This window comes from Arthrobacter sp. LT660, assembly GCF_056172845.1.
In genome coordinates, this window is record NZ_CM149651.1 from 3,160,049 (window position 1) to 3,180,429 (window position 20,381).

Here is a 20,381-nt window from a genome sequence, read left to right on the forward strand (position 1 = left end):
CGCGGGCATGGTGCTCCGCAGCAGCACCAGGACAAGTCCGTAGATTGCGGCCTTCCAACTAACAAGGATTTCTGACATGGCCCTGCGTTCCCTGCTCACGACTGCCGAACGCGGCCAAGTCCTTGAAATCCCCACCGGCACCGAGGACCTGGCTGCCCACTACACACTCAGCGAAGCGGACATGTCGTTGATTCGCCAACGCCGCGCAGATGCCAACCGGTTGGGCTTTGCCATCCAGCTCTGTCTGCTTCGGCACCCGGGTATCGCACTGACCGACGACACCGAAGTACCCACTGAAATGATCGAATGGCTTGCGGCCCGCCTGGCCATCCCGGCCGAGGCCTGGGACGAATATGGGACACGTGGGGAAACGCGGCAGGAACACGGTAGAGAGATCCGTGCGTATCTGGGCATGTCCGCGTTCGGAATCGCGGAGTTTCGCCAGCTCGTGCAACACGTGGGCGAGGTTGCCGCGCAAACAGACAAGGGCATTGTCTTGGTCGAAGGCGCGCGGGACTTCCTGCGCTCAAGGAAGATCGCCTCACCCGGGGTCGGGATCATCGAAAGGGCCTGCGCGCAGGCCCTGACCCGGGCGAACCGGCGAATCCACGCCATCTTAGGCGACCAACTCTCCCCAGAGCACCGAGGCCGTCTGGATGGTTTGTTGCGTCGCCGCACCGATAGTTCCCTGACCGAAATCGGCTGGCTGCGGCAGGCACCACTGCGGCCCAACGCACGGGCGATGAATGAGCATATCGACCGGCTCACGGCCTGGCGTGCGCTTTGCCTTCCCTGGGACGCCGGCAAACTGGTGCATCGGAACAGGTTGCTGAAGTTGGCTCGCGAGGGTGCCTCGATGACCGCGGCGGATCTGGCCAAGTTTGAACATGGGCGCCGGTACGCGACCCTGTTCGCGATGTCTGTGGAAAGCATGGCAACGGTCACCGACGAAATCATCGATCTGCACGACCGAATTATTGGCCGGATCATTCGCACCGCCCGGAACAAACAAAACCAGAACACCCTGGCCTCCCGTGCCACCGTCGCAGCCATGATGCGCCTGCACTCCAAGCTCGGCGATGCCCTGATCGCAGCCAAGGATAACGGCGAGGACCCCTTCGCTGCGATCGACACAGCCATCGGCTGGGAACCCTTGATCGATAGCATTGCCCAAGCCAAGGAACTGACCCGGCCCGCACTCGAAGACCACCTCGCCCTCGTCAGCGCCCACTTCACCACTCTGCGCCGCTACACCCCGGCATTTCTTGCCGTCCTTGACCTCCAGGCAGCCCCCGCAGCGCAAGACTTGTTGGCTGCCATAAAAGTCATCCGCACCATGAACACCTCCGGTGCCCGAAAGGTCCCCGAAGATGCACCCACGTCATTCATCCGGGCTCGGTGGAAGCCTCTGGTTTTCGCCGAGAACGGCACCGACCGTGGATTCTACGAGTTTTGCGCCCTTGCGGAGCTCAAGAATGCGCTGCGGTCCGGAGACATGTGGGTCACCGGTTCCCGGCAGTTCCGCGACTTCGATGACTATCTGCTGGCTGGCTCCGACTACACGCTGATGAAGAGTGCCGGGGAACTACCCCTGGTCACGGCCACCGGTGGCGAACACTACCTACAGGATCGCCTCGCCCTGCTTAGTGAACGGCTGCACCAAGTCAACACCCTGGCCTCCCGGGATGAACTGCCCGGGGTGCTGATCACCGCCAGCGGCGTGAAGATCACCCCGCTCGAGACAATCGTGCCACAACACGCGCAGCCCTTGATCGACCGGGCCAGCGCCATGTTCCCGCGAATCCGGATCACCGATCTGTTGATGGAAGTCGACGGCTGGACCGGGTTCACGCGCCACTTCACCAATCTCAAGTCCGGCCAACCTTCCAAGGACAAGCAGCTGCTGCTCACCGCAATCTTGGCCGACGGAATCAACCTGGGATTGACCAAGATGTCCGAGTCATGCACCGGCGTCACCTACGCCCAATTGGACCGCCAGCAGGCTTCCCATATCCGGGATGAAACCTACAGCGCCGCCCTGGCCGAGCTGGTCAATGCCCAGCACGCACACCCCTTCGGTACGCACTGGGGCGATGGCACCACCTCGTCCTCGGACGGGCAACGCTTCCGCGCCGGCAGCCATGCCGAATCCACCGGGCACGTGAACCCGAAATATGGGGCCGAGCCCGGGCGGATGATCTACACGCACGTCTCAGACAAATATTCGCCCTTCCACAGCAAACTCATCAATGTCGGGGACCGCGACGCAACCTACGTCTTGGACGGGTTGCTGTATCACGAGTCCGATCTGGCGATCCAGGAGCACTACACCGACACCGCAGGGTTCACCGACCACCTTTTCGCCCTCATGCACTTGCTTGGATACCGTTTCGCACCCCGGATCCGAAACATCGGCGACACCCGTCTCTACACGCCCACCAACGATCCTGCGTTGTCGACGTTGTCACCGCTGATTGGCGGCACCATCAACACGCAAACCATCACCGCGCACTGGGATGAAATCCTCCGTCTGGCCACATCCATCAAGACCGGCACCGTGACCGCATCCTTGATGATGCGCAAACTCGGCGCCTATCCACGCCAAAATGGGCTCGCCACCGCGCTGCGGGAACTGGGCAAATTGGAACGAACTCTCTTCCTGCTGGACTGGCTCCAAGATCCCGACCTGCGCCGCAAGGTGACGGCCGGGTTGAACAAGGGCGAGGCCAGGAACACGCTGGCCCGGGCGGTGTTCTTCAACCGTCTGGGAGAGATCCGCGATCGATCCTTTGAGCAGCAGCGCTACCGGGCCTCGGGGCTGAATCTTCTCACCGCGGCCATCGTTCTCTGGAACACGGTCTATCTCGACCGAACGATCACCACCTTGGATCAGGAGGGTAACGCCACGGACTTTGAGCTGCTGCGGTTCCTCTCGCCCCTGGGGTGGGAACATATCAACCTAACCGGCGATTACACCTGGCCACGCACCAACAAGATCAAACCCGGCAAATACAGGCCGCTACGGCGCTCGAGAAGACCTTAGCGTCGGATATTTCACTTTTTCACAAGCCACCCCTTCCCGACCATTGCCCGCGGGCAGACGCAAAGCACCAGCGAGGACAGGTTCAATGAGGAAGTCTTCGCTGAAGTTCTGGAAGAACCATCGAAGGCGTAAGACTGTAAGTTCGATTCCGGCGTCGGGGAAGGACTGCTCAGTGGCCTTGACGATGTCAACGTCCATGCCCCCGACGTCCGGTACCGAGACCATGACGGCTTTGCGCACGCCGGCGTCACTGGCTGCACGGGCGAAGGCGCGGACTTGATCGCGTGCCGTGGGGCTTCCAAGACCGGGGTGGACAACGTAGATGGCGTCTAGCCGAGGTTCTGTAAACGCACCTACCTCTCGATGAGAGCTAGGAAGGCGGTGGCTGAGATGAGCCACGATCAGCAGGAACGAACCGCAGGCAATGAGCCGAACGACCAGGCGACGGCGCAGGCGTCGCCGTCGTTGCGGGCGGTGGTGTATGTGCGGATCAGTGATGATCCCGAGGGCACCGAGCGCGGTGTTGACCGGCAGGAAGCTGACTGCCGGGCGTATGCGGCAGCGCACGGGTGGGAAGTCGCCCAGGTGTACCGGGAGAACGACACGTCGGCGTTCAAGCAGCGCACGATCACACTCCCGACGGGTGAGCGGGTGCGGCGCGTGGTGCGCCCGGAGTTCCGCGCGATGTTGAAGCACCTCAGCGAGCAGCGCGCCGGGGTGATGATCGCCTACGACCTGGATCGGGCGGTGCGCGACCCGAGAGACTTGGAAGACCTGATCGACGCCAAGGTACTCAACGGCTTCAGCGTCCGCTCCGTGACCGGCTCGCTGAGGTTGGATACGGATTCTGATGTGGCGATGGCGCGGGTGCTGGTCGCGATGGCGAACAAGTCCTCAGCCGACACCGCCCGCCGTGTCGCTCGGGCGGCGAAGCAGCAGGCCATCGAGGGCACTTGGCATGGTGGGCAGGTGCCGTTCGGCTACCGCGCCGAGAACCACACGCTCGTGATCGACCCCGAGGCTGCCGAGTTGGTGCGGGAAGCCGCGCGGCGGGTGCTGGCCGGAGAGACGTTGTACCGGATTCTCACCGACTGGAACCGGCGGGGTATCCGTACGACGCACGGGTGCCGGTGGTCGGATCGGACACTCAAACTGGTGCTGCGCAACCCCTCGATCAAGGGGGTACGGGAGTATCGACCGTTGTTGCCGGACGGCACCCGGTCGAAAACCTCCCTGATGCAGACGACCGCCGCGTGGCCCGCGATCTTGGACGAGGACACCTGGCAGCAGGTCTCCGATGTGCTCGATGCCCGCAAGCAGGCCCGAAACTTCCATCAGCCCGGCAGTGGGGCGGCGAAACGGCTGTATCCGTTCTCGGGTCTGATCCGCTGCTCGACCTGCGGACGCGCCATGCTGCATCGCGGCCAGGTGTATCAGTGTGTGCAACAGGTGCCGGGCGGGTGCAACCGCTCGATCCGTTCCGGCGACCTCACCAAACTCGTGGAGGAAGCCGTGCTCGCGACGTTCGAGCAGATCACCCTCAACCCCGCCAAGCGCCAGTCTCCGGGCGCGGATCAGGCCGCACGAGTGGGGCTTGCCGCGACGCTCGATGCCGACCGGGAACGCCTCGCCCGGCTCGATGATGACTACTACGACGGGTTGATCGACAAGTCGATGTGGGTGCGGCAACGCTCACGGATCGCCGAACGCATCGAACGCACCCGCCGCGAGTACGCCGCCACGGTGCCGGAGCACACTGGCCCGTCGATTGATATGACGACCGTCGCACAGGAGTGGGCCGACCGTACCCCGATGTGGCAGCACCAGGCCGCCAGTCTCGTCCTTGAAGCCGTCCTCGTTCACGCCCTGCCCAGGGGGATGAACGGCGCGACACCGGCGAGGCGGCGCAATGAGACCGTCGAAGCGTTTCATGCCCGCCGTGAGGTGTACCGGGCGGGGATTCTCGCACATCGGGTCGAGTTCGTCTGGCGCGCCTAACGCCCCCGCGCCTTCGGCAGGCCGCAGAGGGCTTGCAGTTGCTCACGCACCCGTGGGTCAGCGATGACCGGAGGCAGGCCCTGCGCTGCGCGGCTCTCCCGCGCGAGGCGTGCGCCGAGTGGTTCGGGGGCATCGGTCGAGGCTGGTTCGGGCGTGGTTGTGGTGGTCTGCGTCGAGGTATCCATGTAGACAGGTACGACAGGCAAACCACAACATCTAGTTGTACGGGGTCAGGACGTTGGTTGCAGTCGGCTGATCGGGGGGTTGCCTCCGAGGGCTGAGTGGCGTCGTCCAGTGTTGTAGTGCTCGAGCCAGGGGTCAAGTGCTGCGGTGCGGTCGTCGTTCGAGGTGAACGGTTGCCGGTAGGCCCATTCGGTTTGCAGGGTCCGGTTGAACCTCTCCACCTTGCCGTTCTGCCACGGGCAGTGCGGTTTGATGAACTTCTGCCGGATGCCGTGCGCGCCGCAGACGCCGCGCAGCGACCATCGGTAGGCCCAGGCGTTGTCGGTGATCAGCCGCTCGATGCGGGGGATGCCGTGCGCGGCGAAGTAGCCGATGGCGCGTTCGAGGAACGCGGCGCAGGTCGGGCCCTTCTCGTCGGGGAGGACCTCGGAGTATGCGAGCCGGGAGTGGTCGTCGACGACGGAGTGCACGTAGTCGTAGCCGACGACGGTCTGTTTCCGGGCGGCTGTGGAGCCCATCGCTCTGCCGTGCGCCTTCCACCCGCCGCCGTCGGGGATGCGACCGAGCTTCTTCACGTCCATGTGCACCAGCTCGCCGGGCTGCTCGCGTTCATAGCGGACCGCTGTGGTCTTCGACGCGCGGATCCGCTCCCCGGTCATCGGGTCCAGATCGACCAGACGAGGCAGCCCGGACCGGGCGATGATGCGCGACACCGTCCGCGCCGGCACCCCGGTGCGGGCCGCGACCTCGTCACGGCCGACTCGTTCCTTCTTCCGGATCGCGACCACCGCCGCGGCCCTGGCATCGGGGGTGCGGTTGGCGACGTGGTGAGGCCGCGAGGAGCGATCGTAGAGACCGGCTTCACCCTCGGCGCGGTAGCGGTCCAGCCACCGCTTCACGCAGCGTCGGGACACGCCCATTGCCGCGGCGATATGCGCCTGCTTCCACCCGGCACCGGCACGATGGACGATGAGCAGCCTGCCGTGCACGGTCAAGCGGGCATTACGGTGGGACACGAGAACCTCCGAGTTCGTGAAGACGTCAGACATCTCCACTAAGCCCGGAGGTTCTCCCCTTTCACAAGACCGGAAACGCCACCAACCTCATGGCCGGGTACATCTAGTACCTGGCATCGAGTTGAGGTACTATATGCAGACTTATCCACAGGGAGCTACCTGCGACCGACCCCAAACGGGGTATGTCACGGGGGTGCCGATTCGGTACCCTCGTGAACCGGCTCAACGGTGCCGCAAATTTTGCGGCACCGTTCGCGCCCGTGACGGCCAGCCGAGCGGAGCGAAAGCGCAGGTCCGACGGTGGTGGCGATTCGACACCACCGTGAACGGTCGCGGTGAGGTCGCAGCGGATGCGGCTTGGTTCGCGGGGGCAACGGCGAAACTCCTGGTCGGACGGTGGTGCCAATTTGCCACCACCGTCACGAGAACCACAACGAGCAGCACAGCGGGCCGAGGTCGCAGGCTGGACGGTGTGGGAAATTTTCCCCGACCGTCGCCCCGCGAGTGTGGTGCCGCCGATTCGACGGAACCACCCCGGCCGGGAGTAAAAGCCCTGGTCGCACGGTTCCGGCAATTTGCCGGAACCGTCACCCCCACCCCGACATGCAGGCGCGCCGGAGCGTATCGCGGTCGCGTGGTGGCGGTGCTCATCGTCGGGTTCCTCCGGTCGTGTGGGCAGGTGTCAGTAGGTAGGTGCGCACCCGTTCCCACGGGAGTCGTCGGCGCGTGCGGTGGCGATGCCGACGCCCGGCCCCGCCCGGCTCGCGGACGGTGGGCCGTAGCGCCGGTACTCGATGGGGGTCACGCCCATGTAGCGGCGGAAGATGCGCGAGGCTTGCCCGCAGTGGTGGCACCAGCCGACCCGTTCGGTGATCGTGCCGATGAGCAGATCGGTTTCGCGGATCAGGCGCGCCATCTCCTGTACGCGCAGGATCGACAGGTACACCGGCGGCGTCACCCCGAACGAGTCCTTGAACACCCGATTGAGCTGACTCGGCGACAGGCAGGCGTGCGCGTCCAGTTCGGTGAGCGGCCACTGCCTGGCGATGTTGCTCTGCATGAGCGCCGCCGTGCGCATAATCTCGCGGCGCACCGGCTTGAACTCCCGCCACCGGGGAGGCGCGACCCGCACGGCCCGCTGCCGAGAGGTCAGCGGCGGCACCTCCACCGGCGCGTGACGAACCAGCGGCGCGATGGCGGCGAGCACCGTGAACAGCAGCGCATACGCACGGAAGTAGCCGCGCGGCGATTGGTCTTCGCCGGTGAGTGTGGCGAGTTCATCGAGGATCGGCCCGAGCCGTTCGGCCTGCGATTCTCCGACGCGCAGCACCTGCACCGGATCGGGATACAGGTGAGTTGCGAGGTCGCGTGCGGCTTCGCCGTCCGCGAGCACGTCGAGGTGCTGCCAGAACAACTGCTCGACCAGTAATCGGTATCCACTGCCACTGTCCTCACCGTGACGGTGCCCTCGGGTTCGTACCCGAACTCGACGTTCGGGGCGACCAGCACCACATCACCCACCGACGCCGACCCGCCCGCATCGGCATCGGCATCGGCATCGGTGAGGATGATCGAGCCGTCGCGCACGACCACGAAGCGCACACAGTCATAGGCGGTCGCCGCCAATATGCGACGGTGACGGATGCTGGTGACATAGACGCAACTCCACGGCTCGACCGGCTGCACTATCGCGGGGTGCGGCGACTGCGGCGTCCTTGTAGGCTCATGACCGGTCGGCGTGGTCGCCGGGCGTTCGAGTAGCAGCGACATGACGACCTCCCTTCTCTGACCACCCCCGAGCAACCAGGGGGAAGAACCGGCCTACCAAGCACCGGCGGTCGCGGCGAAGCAGGAGACGAGCAGGCCGGGCGTTTCCCGGTCACTCCGGCACTTTGCCGGGCAGCGCGACCGGCTCGGTCATGGGAGGTCGGTCATGAGCGGGCGCATGTCTCGGTAGCGGCTCGGTGTCACTCCGGTGTGCGCTGTGGATGCTTCTACCGCGCGCGACCGGCTCCGCCACCCCACCCGCTGCCCGGTGGCGGTGACGGTGATGTTCGTCTCGCGTAGGAGCCGCGCCATCTCTTGCACGCGGAGCATCACCAGGTAGGCGGTCGGGGTCTTCCCGAACGTGTCCGTGAACACGCGCACCAGGTGCTTCGGAGAGAGCCGCACCAGGGCTGCCAGTTCCGCGAGCGTCCACGGGTGCGTGATCCGGCTGTGCAGCGCGTCGCGCACCAGCATCGCCTCACGACGCAACGGTTCAGGCACCCGACTTCGAGCGGAGAACGGGCGAGCGCGGGCACGTTGCAGCCGGGTCAGCCGCACCGTCGAGACGCGGATGCACGGCGCGATCACATCGGTGATGAGGAACCAGAGCGCCTGCATCCGATGGAACCGTTCCAGGTACTTGCCCTCGACGGTGAGGGCGACCAGCTCGTCCAGCCACGGCAACAACCGCCCGGCTCGATCCCGGCCCAGGTGCAGTACCTGGGCAGGTTCGGTGTACACCTTTCCCGCGAAGTCGTGGGCGTCGAGGCGGTCGTGCAAGATCGCGGAGTGTTGCCAGAAGAACTGATCCAGCGCCATGTCGGTGTCGATGTAGACCGTCGTATAGGTGACCCGCCCCTCGGGTTCGACGCCGAACAGCACGCTCGGCCCCAGCAGCACCGCGTCGCCAAAGCTGACGGGTTGCTGTCCGAACTCGCTGAACACGATGGCCGTGCCGTCACGGATCACAACGAGCCGGACAACGTTGTACGCCGCCAGGCCCACAGGTCGATGCGTCGTCCGTGTCCGAGCCGACAACGGCGGGGAGATGCGCCTATCCACTCATCGGGTGCTTTTCTGTCAGTTCACTGGGCCATGCGATGAGTTGCGTGCGAGTGTCGTCCTTGGTGGAAGTCTCCGCGACTGCCGCTCCGAAGTCGGCATAACTGATCGCTTGTCGGGTGAACGCAGTCTCGTCTGTGGAAGGGGAGACTCGTTCCCAGCGTGCTGTCGTCGGCCCCTCCGGTTCGTAGACGGGCGGCGGGATCAGATACGCCCATTCTGATCCTGCGTTGCCCGCTTCGAGGTGGTCGCGCAGCATGGCGTGTGCTCTCCCGCGCGGCAGTGTGGGTTCTGGGAACCGGGGGTCTTGCCAGAACCGTCTGTCTCCAGGGAGTCGGAGTGCTCCTGCTCCGCCGACCGTGACGATCCGGGCCGGAGCGCCGTTGGCCTTGGTGCTTGCCTCGATGAGTCGATCATGTACGGCCACGAGTTCGGTCGGGGCGATGTCCTCACGCAGTCGGATCGCGTTCATGACGACGTCGATGCCGTGCATTGCTTGCGTGAGACTGGCGTTCTCAGCGATGTTCACGACCGTGGAGGTCAGCGATGCAGCAGTCTTGGCGAGCCGCGTGGTGTCTGCCGGATCGCGCAGCGCAGCGGTCGCCTCGATGCCTGCGGGGAGATGAGCGAGGATGGCGGCTCCGGTGCGCCCGGTCGCGCCGAGAATCAGGATGCGAGTCATACAGGTACCTCCGAAGCGGGCGTGCGGGTGAGTCGGGCGAACCCGGTGAGGCTGGCGACGGCGAGCACCATGAGCGCGGCGAGACTGACGAGCAGGATCGGGAAGTCCAAGCCCAGGTAGGCAGTGAGTGGGCCGACGCTGGCACCGAGGAACAGCACGAATCCGTTGAGCGCCATCCCACCGGCCCGGTTCGGGGCGGCGGTCTCGCCGAACAGGGTGATCATCGCGGGCACCGCGAGCGCGACCCCAGTGACTCACACGAGACTCGCCAGCGCCGTGCCCGCGAGGGATGCCGAGAGTGCGGCTTCGATCAGCAGCCCAATCGCGGCGAGGGCGAACCCGGCACGTGCAACCCCCGCGCCGCCGAGACGCTTCGCAATAGCGCCCGCGAAGAGGGAGGCGAACATGCCCGGCAGCCCGACGAGGCGGAGCCAGATCACCTGCGATGAGTCCAGGCAGAGGTCGGTCAGGTGCGGGCCGAGGCCGGTGTACATGCCGACGAACGACAACAGCAGCGTTAGGTGCGCGAGGCTCAGTAGCAGCACCGAGGGGCGTGTGGCGACCCTCCCGACTACGGCGAAGCGACGCACCAGGCTCGCATCGTCTCTGCGACTGTGCGGCTCGGTGACGAGCACGGCGACGCCGATCATGCCGAGGCCGAGCATGATGCCGGAGAGGATGAACACCCACTGCCAGCCCAACGTCAGGCTGAGCGCGGAGGCGAGTACTTGGCCTGCGATCCCGGCAACGAGGAATGCCGTCGACATGGCCCCGATCGCCGTTGCCCGACGCTTCAGCGGGGTCGCTTCGGCCAGATACGCGAGCGCAACCGGCGCGAAACTCGACGCCATCACCCCCTGCACCCCGCGCAGCGCAGCAAGCATCGGCACCGTGGAGGCGAAGCCGCAGGCGATGGTCGCGACGGTGAGATACACCAGGCCGATGAGCATGATCCGCTTCCGCCCGTACTGATCGGCCAACGGCCCCCAGATCAGGAACCCGACCGCATAGCACACGCTGAACACCGTCGAGAGCGCGAACGTCACATCAGAGCCGAGTTCCGCACCGATCGGGGCGATCAGCGGGATTGCCGCGTACAACTGCGTGAGCACCAGCAGCGCCGTGACCACGAGCAGCACGACCACGCCGTTCCCTGCCGGGTGCTCGCGCGCCTCGCCTGCTCCCGCTATCTGTTCCGTCGAGTTCGCAGACACCACCACTCCAAATCCAACGTTTCCGTTGGATTTGACTGTAGTAGGCTAACCGCGAAGACGCAACGTGAGCGTTGGGTTTACCGCACGAGACGGGAGGTGGGAACGATGGGCTGGGATGTTGAGGGCAGGAAGCGCCGCATCCTCGACGCGGCGGTGGCCGAGTTCGCCGCGCACGGGCCGCACGGCACGACCATCGAGCGCATCGCCAAGGCCGCCGGGGTGAACAAGGAGCGCGTCTACACGCACTTCGGGGGCAAGGACAGACTTTTCGCCACCGTACTGCGCGAGGAACTGGCGAAGGTAGCCCGCGACGTGCCCGTCGAATCATTCGCAACCGAGGACGTGGGCGACTACGCCGGGCGCGTCTACGACTACCACCGCGAGCACCCCGAACTCGGCAGGCTCATGCGCTGGGAAGGGCTCGTCTTCGACACCGAAGTACCCGACGAGGCCGAGCGGCGCGAATACTACGGATACAAAGTCGCCGCCATGACCGACGGACAGGCCAAGGGCACAGTAACGAGCGACCTCGACGCCGACCACCTGATGTTCCTCGTGCTCTCACTCGCCGGATGGTGGTCAGCGGTACCGCAGGTCGCCCGCATGATCACCGGAGCCGAGAGCGACGCCGAACACGCACGCCGCCGTGCCTCCGTCGTCACCGCTGCCCGAAGACTCATCGGGCAGTAATCAGGTCACGAAGTTCGCCGAGAAGACTAGTCACTTCATCGAACCGAACTCCGAAAGTTCCCTCGAACTTTGTGACGCCAACTCTTGCCAGCGACACTCTGTGCGACGCTCTCGCGCTGACGCTCGGCTCCATCAGTCATCTGCCCCCTATCTCAGTGAGGCACGTATTTTACGGCGGGGCCGTAGTGCGCACCTCTCTCACGAGACGACTCGTGAGGGAGGCCAGAGTGAAGGGTGGAGTGAAGCTGTTCCACGGCAGCGGTGCTGCCGCGCGCGCCTATGTCGAGGCCGACCGCTCCCGCGCTGACGAGTACTACCTCGGCGCAGACCAGGCCGTGGCCGAGTACGCCGTGATCGACGCGACCGGCGAGGTCACCGCTGCTCGGTCGCTGTCGGCGGATGAGTACGAAGCCTGGGTCGATTGGGTGAACCCGGACACCGGGGAGTCGATGGGTACCCCGCGCAAGCCGGGCAAGGTGCGTCGGGGGTCGCCGTTGTTCGCGGAGATGACGATCAACGCGCCGAAGAGCCTGTCGGTCGCCGCCGCACTCCACCCGGACGTGTCCGAGGCGTTGGACGCGACGCAGCGGGATGCGGCGCGGGAGATTCAGCACTTCCTTGGTCAGCATTCGGTCACGTTGGCGGGGCCGCGCGGCGCGCAGGAGGTGCTGCCGGTCGAGCACATGCAGACCGTCGCGATCACGCACAAGACGAGTCGTGCGGGTGATCCGCACCGGCATATCCATTTCCAGATTGGCACGAGGGTGTGGGCGGGCGGGAAGTGGCGGGCGCTGACCACGGCGGCGTTGTTCCAGCAGCAGGGCGCGATCCGTGCTCTCGGTACGGCGGTGATCGCCGCGCACCCCCAGCTCGCCGCCACGCTCTCCGAGCATGGCCTGACCCTCGACCCCGTAAGCGGTGAGGTTGTGGAGTTGGAGCCGTTCAACGCCGTCATGTCGAAGCGGTCGGCGCAGATCAGACGCAACCTGGAACGCATGGAGGCCGAGTGGCAAGCGAAGCATCCCGGCGAGACGCCCGGCCCGGTGTTGACCGCTCGGATGCAGGACGCGGCGTGGGCGTTCCAGCGGCCCGGCAAGAAACCGGCGGACTTGAAGAACGAGCAGTGGTGGCAGCAGGAACTCCGAGACGCCGGCTACCACCCCGAGAGCTTGCAGCACCCCGACACCGTTGCGCCGGCATCGCTGGATGACCTCAGCGTGCAACAGGTCGCCAGTCGTGCGCTGGATCGCTGCGCGGCGGCTGCATCGACCTGGACACCGCACACCGTGCGAGAGCACGTCACCCGCATCACCACCGAGGCAGGCGTGCAAGCGACCCCGGCGGAGTTGCGCGAGTTCATCGACCTCGCCACCGGACTCGCCGCCTCGGATTGTTTCTCGGTGCTGCCGCCGGGCATGGTGCAACCCGAGCACGTCGCCCACCTCACCAGCCTTGGCGTCGTCGCCGCCGAGACCGCACTCCGCGACCAACTCACCGCCGCGACGCCGGAACGGGAGCCGAAGCACCCCGACGTGACCGACGCTGCGCAAGCCGCCGGACTCGACACCGGGCAGACCGTGGCCGCCGCTGCCGTCGCCTCGACCAACCCGCTCGTGATTGTCGAGGGCGCGGCGGGCGCAGGCAAGACCACCATGCTCGGCGTCGCCATCGAGGTTGCAGCCGAGCACGGGCGATCCTCGCGGGTGGTTGCGCCGACGTTGCGTGCGGCGCAGGTCGCCCACGAAGAACTCGGCGTGCCCGCAACCTCCGTCGCGGCGCTCGTGTATGCGCATGGGTGGCGGTGGAACGAGGACGGCGTATGGACACGCCTCGCACCCGGCGACACCGACCCTGCAACCGGGAACATCTACACCGGCCCACCAAACGACGCCGTGCTGTCGCGGGGTGAGCGGGTGATCGTGGACGAAGCGGGGATGCTCGACCAGGACACCGCCCTCGCTCTGCTGACCGTCACCGCCGAGGCAGGCGCGTCGGTCGCGTTCGTGGGCGACCGGGCGCAGCTCCCGGCGGTCGGGCGCGGCGGGGTGCTCGACATGGCCGCCCAGATTCGTGGCCGTACCTACGACATGACCGAACTCCACAGGTTCACCGATGCCGAGTATGCGGCGTTGACGTTGGTCATGCGTGACCGGGAGCACCCCGGCGACGTGTTCGACCGACTCGCCACGATGGGCCTCGTGACCTTGCATGCCGACGAGGAAGCGGCCCGCGAGCACATCACCGCCCACGCCCACGACGGCGAAGCGATCACCGTCGCCACCAACGACGAGGCCACCGAGCTGAACGAGCACATCCGCGCCGGGCGGGTCGAGCGCGGCGAGGTCGACGACACTATGACGACGACCGGCAGCGACGGGCTGAGCATCGGCGCTGGCGACCTGATCCAGACCCGGAAGAACAGCAGCGACCTCGGCGTGGCAAACCGGCAGCAATGGATCGTGCAGCATGTGACCGACGAGGGCAGCGTCTACGCCCGCGAAGTCAGCGGCGGAGGCAAGCACAGCCGCACCGTCGCCCTCCCCGCCGAGTACGTGAGCGAGTGGGCGCACCTGTCGTATGCCGCGACCGCCTACGGCGTCCAAGGCGCAACCGTCGATGCCTCCCACACGGCCTTGTCGGAGGCGACGAGCGCGGCAGGCGTCTACGTCGGCATGACGAGAGGCCGCCAACAGAACCAACTCCACGTCGTCGCCGCTGATATGGCGGATGCGCGGGCGCGGTTCGTTGAGGCGATGGAACGCGACCCGGCAGACCGTGGCCTCGACCACGCCACCGCCCAAGCCATCGACGCCGTGCAAGGCCTCGTCAGCGATGGCCCCGTGCAGCTCATCACCGAAGAACTCGCCCGCCTCACCGCCGAAGCCGAACGAGCCGAACGTGCGGCGGAACGCTGGGAGCAGACCGCTGCCAGGTTCGACGCCCAGCGCGCAACACACAAGACCGAGGACGACGAGCACGCCGACGTGCTCCGCCACGCCGAGGACGAGGCGGCGCGCATCCGTGCCGAAATCGCGGAACCGTTGACGGTGCAGGCCGAGGCAGACGGCACCACCTATCTCGATGCTGTCGAGCGCGAGGCCGCCGCAAGCAGCCGACTCGCCACCGTCGGCAGGCTCGGCAGGCGCAAGGCCCGCGCGGAGCACCGCCAGACGAGCGAGCACACCCGGACGGTTCGGGCACGGGTGCGCGAAACATGGGGCGAACCACCCCGCACCACCGACACCCTGCCCGAGTGGGCGGCACGACAGGCCGAGCGTCGCGCCGAGGCCGATCCCCGCGTGATCGACGCCGCCCAGCACGTCGAGGCCGCGCGAGCCGACCGTGACGAGTTGCGGCAGCGGCACGAGCAGGAACGCCGGGCGTTGCTGGTCAGCGAGTACGGGCCGCAGGCGGTGATGCGCCACCGGGTCGGGATGCGACTGCCGAACCCAGCACAGCAAGCAGGACAGGCGCACCAGCAAGCCACCGCGCTCCGAGCCGAGGCCGACTACCTCCGCGCGCTACCGATCCGCGACGCCGCCGCACGGATCGAAACCACCCGCGCCGAGCACGAAGCAAGGCAGCAAGCACTCGCCGAACGCGAACGGCAACTCCGCGAGCCGACCGAACGCGACCCGCGGCGCAACGACCCGCGACATGACGGGCCAGCACGCGGCCTATGAGCATCAGCAGCACGTCGCGTCGGCGTGACGTTCACAGCAGCCCCGCAACCCGAGCCACAGACGCCCAGCGCGATTGTCGGCCGTTCGACGTACACTTGAATACATGACACCCGACACCGCAACTCTGATCCGAGACGGCCTCGCGCTCGACGCCGATCAGCGCGCGGTCGTCGCTAACGCCCTGCTCGAAAGCCTCCATGATGCAGACGACGAGAGCGAGGTCGATGCAGCCTGGCGTGCCGAGGCTACCCGGCGACTGGCCGAGGTGCGTGAGGGTGCGGTCGATCTGGTGGATGCCGACGAGCACTACGAGCGTTTGCGCGCCTTGCTCACCGCATGACCTTGGCCCAGCGAGAGCACCCCGAGGCCGTCGCGGAGTTCGACGCCGCCGTGCGCTGGTACGAAGACCAGGAGCCAGGGATCGGCCTTGCGCTCATCGACCGAGCAAGGCAAGCCCGGAAAGACCTCGACCAATGGCCGAACGCCGCCCCACCATTCACGACCGCTGACGATGGCACCGTGATCCGCAGCAAGGCCGTTCGCGGATACCCGTACCGCATCGTCTACACGGTGGAGCCGGACACGATCCTGATCCTCGCCTACGCCCACGAGCGCCGCGAACCCGGCTACTGGCTCCACCGGCTGAACGACTGAACAGCACGCCGCCGGGCTCATGGCTCGGATCGGGTCTCGCGTACATTTCTGGCGCCGTCGAACCCGGTGGTGAGGTCAGCGAGGAGCAGCTCCGCCGTCTCATGGGGCACGGCCAGGACCCCAACACGAGCGAACAGTTGGGTCGTCCGTACCGCCGATTCGCAAGCACTGCCGAGCGAGTTGCCCGTCGGCTTGAGAAGCTTCCCGAGACCCTCGCTCCCGCTGATAGGGGTGCACAGGTGGCGTTGATCGAGGCGGAAGAGGCAGGGAAACCGACGGGTGTGTTCGGCGAAGTCGGTGAGGCGGGCGAGGTTCTGTCGGGTCTTGACGGCGAGGTAGCGGCCGTTGACTTTCCGGTCTTCGTTGATCTCAAGCAGGGCTTCGGCGGCATGCTGGCGGACGTAGGGGTCTTCGGCGTCGTCGGCGGCGATCTGTGGCCCAGACTTCGCGAATTCGGGCAGGGGTACTAAAGCCCACCCCCTGTTCCCGATCGGGCACACTGCAGAACTTACTCTCTCCCTCGCCGCCATCTGCAGTGCACGCGACTTCGCGATGGTTTGGACGCGGCTGTCGAGCGAGCCGAAGGTGAGGCGAGCAAGGCAGATCGCGCCTACGTTCGAGCCATCACCTTCGCCGCCGGTCAGTTGCTTCGCGCAGTCGCCGAAGTCCACCGGGCAAGCCTGGCGAGCCGTATTCGTCGGCGGTCTCGAGGCAGCGGTCGTGTGTGCAGCGCATGATGGCGGAGAGCCGGTCCTGCGTGTAGTCGAATGTCCAGGAGCCGCGCGAGGCGTTCTGCTGCGTCTCCAGAGCGCGCTGAATTTACCAGATCGGTGACGATTTTGGTGTTCTTGGTGGACTAATGACCGTTCTCGGGCAGGTCAGAGTCCCGCGCGGCGGCTTCGCCGTTGTCGAGGGACGCAAGCGTGGCCATCTGGTCGGTGCTAAGGCGGAAGTCGAAGACCGAGAGGTTCTCGACCAGGCGTTTGGGGTCTGACGATCTCGGCACCGGCACGAGGCCCTGCTGCACGTGCCAGCGGAGCACCACCTGTGCCGCCGTTCGTCCGACGTCCGCCGCGATCTGCACGATCGTCGGGTTCTCCCGCAGCTCGGGCCCGCGGCCGAGCGGGCTCCAGCTCTCGGTCACGATACCGAGCACCTCGTGCGCGCGTCGAGGAACGGTACGGGCGATGTCGGGGCTGAGCTGGATCTGGTTCACGTCGGGCACGACCCCGGTCGCGGAACCGACGACGGCGGTGCGAGTCGCTTCACGGTTGGGCAAGGAGATGCCGGCCCATTGCACCTCCACGGGAAAGGTTCTCCTGGCGCAGCTCCCGCGAGAACAATTGGACCGTCTCTACCCCGACGAGCAACTCTCACAGGTGACTCCGCAGTCGATCCGTACCAAGACCGAGCTCCTCGCACAACTGGATCTTGTCGCGAAGCAGGGCTATGCAACGAACCGGGAGGAGAGCGAGGAGGGCGTGGCCTCGGTGGCCGTGGCCGTTCCCTCGGCGAGCGGGCTGCGGTTGGCGATCAACGCATCTGCCCCGGTGTTCCGCTTGCCTCCCCGCAAGGTGAAGACCCTCGTCGCACTCCTCGATGAGGCAGCCGTACGTCTGGCCGACCTGACCTCCTGAAGGCTCGTCGTCTCTTTCCCCTGCGACCTGGTGCAGGGGTCGTTCGGCGCGTTCTGAAGAGAGCTCGAGCCATGCTGGACTTTTGGCGCCGCGCAAGCTATTGTTTCTTCTAGTTAGGAACAAGTTCTGCTCAGCAGATAAATATGCGAAGAGGATGATCAATGCAGATCGTACTGGTGCACGGCGGATGGGTAGGCGGCTGGGCGTGGGACGGCGTCGCCGACGAATTGCGCAGAATGGGGCACGAGGTGATCGCGCCGACGCTGCGCGGTCTCGAAGACGGTGACGTGGACCGCTCCGGCGTCACGATGAGCATGATGGCGCGCGATCTGATCGATCAGGTAAGAGAGCTCACCCAGCTCGACATCGTGCTCGTCGGTCATAGCGGCGGAGGTCCGCTCATCCAACTCGTCGCTGAGGCGATGCCCGAGCGCATCGGCCGGGTCGTCTTCGTCGACGCCTGGGTGCTGCGCGACGGCGAGAGCATTAACGACGTGTTCCCCGATCCGTTGGTCGCAGCGATGAAGGCGCTTGCGAGTCAGTCCGACGACAACACCATGGTCATGCCGCCTGAGCTCTGGGCCGCGATGATGCAGGACATGTCCCCGTTCGAGCAGCAGCAGCTCGCCGCGCTCGAGCCGAGGCTCGTCCCATCGCCGGCAGGCTGGTCCGATGAGCCGATCCGCCTCGACCGGTTCTGGGCGAGCAGCATCCCGTCAAGTTATGTGTTCCTCGCTCAGGACCAGGCCGTTCCCGCTGAGATCTACCAGGCCGCGGCCGGGCGGCTTGATAGTCCGCGCACGATCGAGATCGACGGAAGCCATTTGGTGATGCTCACGCATCCGGAGAGGCTCGCACGGGCCCTCGACGCCGTCATTGCCTAACAGGCCTGGGGAAGCTATGGATTCGATTTCACGCCCAGACGACGTCGCGCCGATCTCGTACACCGAACTGGCGCCGTCGGGTGCGCCTGCTCGGTGGATCGTCCTCGTGCACGGGGGTGGTGCCTCGAACGAGTACTATCTCGAGACGCCCGACGGCCGACAGGGCTGGGCGGCACGATTCGTATCGCTTGGCTACGGTGTGCTGGTGGTGGACTGGCTGGGGTTGTCCTATGAGGCGGCCCAACACGTCGATGATCGTGCGGCGTCTGCGCGGCTGGACTATGAGAGCGTGTGCCGAGGGATGGGCGTGTTCCTCTCTGGTCTCGGCCGGAACGTCGTGCTGGTCGTGCACTCGATGGCAGGTCCGATTGGCTTCCGCCTCCTAGAGACGCATGGCGATCTCATCGACGGGCTCGTAGCCGTCGCTCCGGGCCCGCCTGGAAATATACAGGCGGTGCCCGAGATCGTGAGGGAGTCCGACCAGGAGGTCTCCATCCGTGGAGCGGCCATCGACTGGACCATCCCGAAGATGGGTTTCTGGGAACCCACAAGCGCCTTCGTGAACGACAAGGCCATCGGACCCAGCCGGCGGTTCCCCCGCGAGTGCATCGAGGTGTTCCGCCGCACCCTTCGGCCGATCCCGGCCCGGATGCTTTATCAGCGTCAGAACATCGGTGGGAGCCAAATGAGGATCGGGCCGACCGACGCGTTCACGAACAAGCCGATTCTCGTCTTCACGGGTGGAGCCGATACCGACCACCCCTCGCAGCTGGATCAGGACATCGTGGCCTGGCTCACCGATCAGGGCGCCGCCGTCACCTTCTGGTCGTCCGAACTGCCTGTTCTCGCTGGGAACGGCCACATGCTGATGGTCGAAGACAATAGCGACGAGCTCGCTGACGAGATCGCGCGGTGGATCACGGCGCTCTGACTCGCCACCGTATCGTCCCGGCCATTATTTCAGCCGACCCGACGTCCCCAACAGCGGAGGAGAACGCCAGTCGTTTCCTTCGTGTCACTCGAGGGAACGCTGTGCCAGCTCGTTGCCGACTACGACTTGGTCGATCGGGCCCTTGCTCGAACTCCTCATTTCATACGTCTGGCGATGGACTCAAGGGAGATGTTCGCCGACGGCCGCGTGCAACTCCAGGTCATCGGTGGACAGCTGAGGCGTCTGCCACGACGCATCGAGACGATCGGTTCGCAGCTCGAACGGAACGTTCGGGCTGAGCATAAGGATGTTCCGAGACCTCCAGGAACGCGGATGGATCGGTTCGTTGGTCGGGGAGCTGACGACCACCCTGGTTGGCGTGGCGCTTATCGTCGCTGCGGTGCTACTTTCGGTCTCGGGGGGTGGCCCCCAGCTCGCCCCGACGTCGCACTCCTACCGTTCCTAGGGGCGGGGTGGTCGGCCTCGCGGGCAGGCTCCTCGTGCTGAGGCCGCTGCGCACCTCCTTGATGCGCACCACGCTGATCGCCGGATCCTGGCAAACTATCCCGCGACGCGAATTCGCAGGGGGTGTCGGCGCGACTTTCGATCGACGTACAGTGCCGTCCGTTAACAAACGATCGGTTCGTGCGACCGAACTGTCGAACGCCTGTGCATCGCTGCGGCGAGTTCCTCATGGCGCAGTACCTGGGTTTCGCTTCCGGAAGAAGATTTCACGAACCCCAGCGACACGGTGTTGCGGTGACGTTCGACGAAAGAGAAGAAGGATGGCCCGGCGAATCCCAATCGCGCGAAGTCTCGCCTTCGAAATGACAGAAGCGCTCCTGTGCTCGCGCGTCGGTTACTTCGCACCTTCTAGGTGTGACGTTATCAATTAGGGTGATGACGACCGGTGACGGGTACCGGTACCTGCTGAACT

Annotated in this window: 18 protein-coding genes; 10 read left to right on the plus strand and 8 right to left on the minus strand. The window is 65.8% G+C overall.

Annotation, left to right across the window (positions count from 1 at the left end; all coding sequences use genetic code 11):
- Positions 1-76 precede the first annotated feature (76 nt).
- Together AC0QSG_RS14775 and AC0QSG_RS14780 are read left to right on the plus strand one after the other, a co-directional pair.
- The gene (locus tag AC0QSG_RS14775; RefSeq protein WP_475375956.1) at positions 77-3,043 is read left to right on the plus strand and encodes a Tn3 family transposase; all 2,967 of its coding nucleotides are present in this window, start codon (positions 77-79) and stop codon (positions 3,041-3,043) included.
- 390 nt (positions 3,044-3,433) lie between these two features.
- On the plus strand, positions 3,434-5,041 hold the full coding sequence (locus AC0QSG_RS14780; protein ID WP_024476692.1) for a recombinase family protein: 1,608 nt from the start codon (positions 3,434-3,436) through the stop codon (positions 5,039-5,041).
- 230 nt (positions 5,042-5,271) lie between these two features.
- Here AC0QSG_RS14780 and AC0QSG_RS14785 read toward each other — a convergent pair whose 3' ends face one another.
- The 6 genes from AC0QSG_RS14785 to AC0QSG_RS14810 form a co-directional block, all read right to left on the minus strand.
- Positions 5,272-6,240 (minus strand): IS481 family transposase, encoded by a 969-nt coding sequence (locus AC0QSG_RS14785; RefSeq protein WP_101852925.1) that lies wholly within the window; start codon positions 6,238-6,240, stop codon positions 5,272-5,274.
- Between the two features lie 682 nt (positions 6,241-6,922).
- Positions 6,923-7,654: a helix-turn-helix transcriptional regulator gene (locus AC0QSG_RS14790; protein WP_051317669.1), complete on the minus strand. Its 732-nt coding sequence runs from the start codon at positions 7,652-7,654 to the stop codon at positions 6,923-6,925.
- Between the two features lie 503 nt (positions 7,655-8,157).
- Positions 8,158-9,012, minus strand: coding sequence for a helix-turn-helix transcriptional regulator (locus tag AC0QSG_RS14795; protein ID WP_024476689.1), 855 nt, complete (start codon positions 9,010-9,012; stop codon positions 8,158-8,160).
- Positions 9,013-9,061: 49 nt separating this feature from the next.
- Positions 9,062-9,751 (minus strand): NAD(P)-dependent oxidoreductase, encoded by a 690-nt coding sequence (locus tag AC0QSG_RS14800; RefSeq protein WP_024476688.1) that lies wholly within the window; start codon positions 9,749-9,751, stop codon positions 9,062-9,064.
- The gene (locus tag AC0QSG_RS14805; RefSeq protein WP_197425747.1) at positions 9,748-9,975 is read right to left on the minus strand and encodes a hypothetical protein; all 228 of its coding nucleotides are present in this window, start codon (positions 9,973-9,975) and stop codon (positions 9,748-9,750) included. Before AC0QSG_RS14805 ends, AC0QSG_RS14800 begins: the two co-directional genes overlap by 4 nt.
- Positions 9,976-10,005: 30 nt before the next feature.
- Positions 10,006-10,965 carry an MFS transporter gene (locus tag AC0QSG_RS14810; RefSeq protein WP_199732620.1) on the minus strand — a complete coding sequence of 320 codons (960 nt, stop codon included), beginning with the start codon at positions 10,963-10,965 and terminating at the stop codon, positions 10,006-10,008.
- Positions 10,966-11,070: 105 nt separating this feature from the next.
- Between AC0QSG_RS14810 and AC0QSG_RS14815 the strand changes: the two genes are divergently transcribed.
- The 5 genes from AC0QSG_RS14815 to AC0QSG_RS14835 all read left to right on the plus strand — a co-directional run bounded on the left by AC0QSG_RS14815 (position 11,071) and on the right by AC0QSG_RS14835 (position 16,462).
- Positions 11,071-11,655 carry a TetR/AcrR family transcriptional regulator gene (locus AC0QSG_RS14815; RefSeq protein WP_024476687.1) on the plus strand — a complete coding sequence of 195 codons (585 nt, stop codon included), beginning with the start codon at positions 11,071-11,073 and terminating at the stop codon, positions 11,653-11,655.
- A 212-nt stretch (positions 11,656-11,867) separates the two neighbouring features.
- Positions 11,868-15,338 carry a MobF family relaxase gene (gene mobF, locus AC0QSG_RS14820; protein ID WP_051317668.1) on the plus strand — a complete coding sequence of 1,157 codons (3,471 nt, stop codon included), beginning with the start codon at positions 11,868-11,870 and terminating at the stop codon, positions 15,336-15,338.
- A 103-nt stretch (positions 15,339-15,441) separates the two neighbouring features.
- Complete coding sequence (locus AC0QSG_RS14825; RefSeq protein WP_024476685.1) at positions 15,442-15,678, plus strand: addiction module protein; 237 nt, start codon at positions 15,442-15,444, stop codon at positions 15,676-15,678.
- The gene (locus AC0QSG_RS14830; protein ID WP_024476684.1) at positions 15,675-15,992 is read left to right on the plus strand and encodes a type II toxin-antitoxin system RelE/ParE family toxin; all 318 of its coding nucleotides are present in this window, start codon (positions 15,675-15,677) and stop codon (positions 15,990-15,992) included. The genes AC0QSG_RS14825 and AC0QSG_RS14830 overlap by 4 nt, the downstream gene beginning before the upstream one ends.
- Positions 15,993-16,036: 44 nt before the next feature.
- Positions 16,037-16,462 (plus strand): hypothetical protein, encoded by a 426-nt coding sequence (locus AC0QSG_RS14835; RefSeq protein WP_231734932.1) that lies wholly within the window; start codon positions 16,037-16,039, stop codon positions 16,460-16,462.
- A 154-nt stretch (positions 16,463-16,616) separates the two neighbouring features.
- Here the strand turns inward: AC0QSG_RS14835 and AC0QSG_RS14840 are convergent, their stop codons facing one another.
- Together AC0QSG_RS14840 and AC0QSG_RS14845 are read right to left on the minus strand one after the other, a co-directional pair.
- Positions 16,617-16,811: a hypothetical protein gene (locus tag AC0QSG_RS14840; RefSeq protein WP_120298671.1), complete on the minus strand. Its 195-nt coding sequence runs from the start codon at positions 16,809-16,811 to the stop codon at positions 16,617-16,619.
- A gap of 37 nt (positions 16,812-16,848) precedes the next feature.
- Complete coding sequence (locus AC0QSG_RS14845; protein ID WP_024476682.1) at positions 16,849-17,298, minus strand: aldo/keto reductase; 450 nt, start codon at positions 17,296-17,298, stop codon at positions 16,849-16,851.
- On the opposite strand from AC0QSG_RS14845, the gene AC0QSG_RS14850 reads away from it, so the two are divergent.
- The 3 genes from AC0QSG_RS14850 (at position 17,276) to AC0QSG_RS14860 (ending at position 19,444) form a co-directional block, all read left to right on the plus strand.
- Positions 17,276-17,629 carry an IclR family transcriptional regulator gene (locus AC0QSG_RS14850; RefSeq protein WP_229382131.1) on the plus strand — a complete coding sequence of 118 codons (354 nt, stop codon included), beginning with the start codon at positions 17,276-17,278 and terminating at the stop codon, positions 17,627-17,629. The two genes, AC0QSG_RS14845 and AC0QSG_RS14850, sit on opposite strands and share 23 nt — an antisense overlap.
- Positions 17,630-17,790: 161 nt before the next feature.
- Positions 17,791-18,513, plus strand: a complete 723-nt coding sequence (locus AC0QSG_RS14855; RefSeq protein ID WP_251448496.1) for an alpha/beta fold hydrolase — start codon at positions 17,791-17,793, stop codon at positions 18,511-18,513.
- Between the two features lie 16 nt (positions 18,514-18,529).
- Positions 18,530-19,444, plus strand: coding sequence for an alpha/beta fold hydrolase (locus AC0QSG_RS14860; RefSeq protein ID WP_475375957.1), 915 nt, complete (start codon positions 18,530-18,532; stop codon positions 19,442-19,444).
- Positions 19,445-20,381: the final 937 nt, after the last annotated feature.